Origin of the sequence: Actinoplanes sp. NPDC051633 (genome assembly GCF_040681735.1) — a bacterium.
In the GTDB taxonomy this organism is placed as follows: domain Bacteria; phylum Actinomycetota; class Actinomycetes; order Mycobacteriales; family Micromonosporaceae; genus Actinoplanes.
Genome location: NZ_JBFAZH010001645.1, coordinates 1 through 1,331, shown reverse-complemented (window position 1 = coordinate 1,331; position 1,331 = coordinate 1). Strand labels below are relative to the sequence as shown.

The 1,331-nt window shown below is 72.5% G+C and carries 1 protein-coding gene; it reads right to left on the bottom strand.

Annotation, left to right across the window (positions count from 1 at the left end):
- On the bottom strand, positions 1 to 1,331 hold a 1,331-nt coding region (locus AB0M20_RS43920; RefSeq protein ID WP_364307468.1), incomplete at both ends, for a diguanylate cyclase.

Below are 1,331 nucleotides of genomic sequence, written 5' to 3'. Positions count from 1 at the left end.
CCGAGGACGCGATCGGCTGGAACCAGACGGGCAGGTTCTGCTCGCGGTCGCCGTCGAGCGCCTCGCGGAGCTGCGCCTCGGCGGTGATCCGCTGCTGCACGGCCACCCGCATCGTGTCGCTGAAGACCTCGGCCCGGTTGCCGCCGGCCTTCTTGGCGGCGTACATCGCGGTGTCCGCGGCCAGGACGCCGTGCTCGGCCCGGCCCGGACCGTCGGCGACGGCCACGCCGACGCTGACCGAGATCCGGGTCGACGAGCCGGCGCCGGGCAGCGGCAGCGGGACCGTGAAGGCGTCCAGCACGGCCCGGCCCGCGGCCCAGGCCCGCTCGATCGTGCCGGACAGCGCGACCACGAACTCGTCGCCACCGAACCGGGCGATCAGCGAGCCGGTCGGCGCCACCGCGCGCAGCCGGTCGGCGACCGCCCGCAGGACATCGTCGCCGGCGCCGTGCCCGGAGCCGTCGTTGATCGCCTTGAACCGGTCGACGTCGAGGTAGAGCACGCCGGCCGGGGCGGCCGAGGTGTCCAGCAGTGCGGTCAGGTCGGCGTCGAAGGCGGCGCGGGAGAGCAGCCCGGTGAGCGGATCGATCCGGACCTGCCGCTGCAGCTCGGCCCGGTGCTCGTGCTGCGCGGTGACGTCGACGCAGTGCACGAAGATCATCCGGAGCCGGCCGTCGGCGTCGAAGAGCCCGTTGCTGTGGATCTCGATGTGCATGATCGAGCCGTCGTCGCGCCGCCGGTACGAGCGGGTGACGGTGACCGCGTCGCCGTCGGCCAGCAGGTCGCTGAAGAGGTCCTGCTCGTCGCCCGGCATCCGGTCGAGCGGCAGGTCGGAGACCGAGAACCCGGGCGGCAGCGGCCGTGGCACGCGCATCCATGCGTGGTACGCCGCGTTGGTGCGCAGAATCAGGCCGTCGGGGGAGAACATCGCCATCGGCACGGGCGTCTCGTCGAACGCCATGTTGAGCTGCGCCTCGCTCTCGTCCAGGTTCTCCTGGGCGCGGCGCTCCTCGAGCTCGGTGAGCTTCCACGCGATCACCTGGAAGGCGGCGGCGGCGAGCACCGCCAGCCCATGCAGCAGCGCCCACAGCAGCGGGTGCTCCATGGCCTGGTGGTGGTCGAACGTGCGATCGCTGAAGAGGCCGCCGGAGACCGCGTGGTGCAGCACGGTGACGATCAGGAACGCGCCGAACGGCGCCCAGTCGCGGTAGAGGGCGAGCGCGGCCACCGCCACGAAGAAGGTGAAGTGTGCCTCGGTCAGGCCGTGGTTGACCGCCACGAACCCGGCACAGGAGATCGAGAAGCCGACCGCGACCAGCACCGACGGCAGC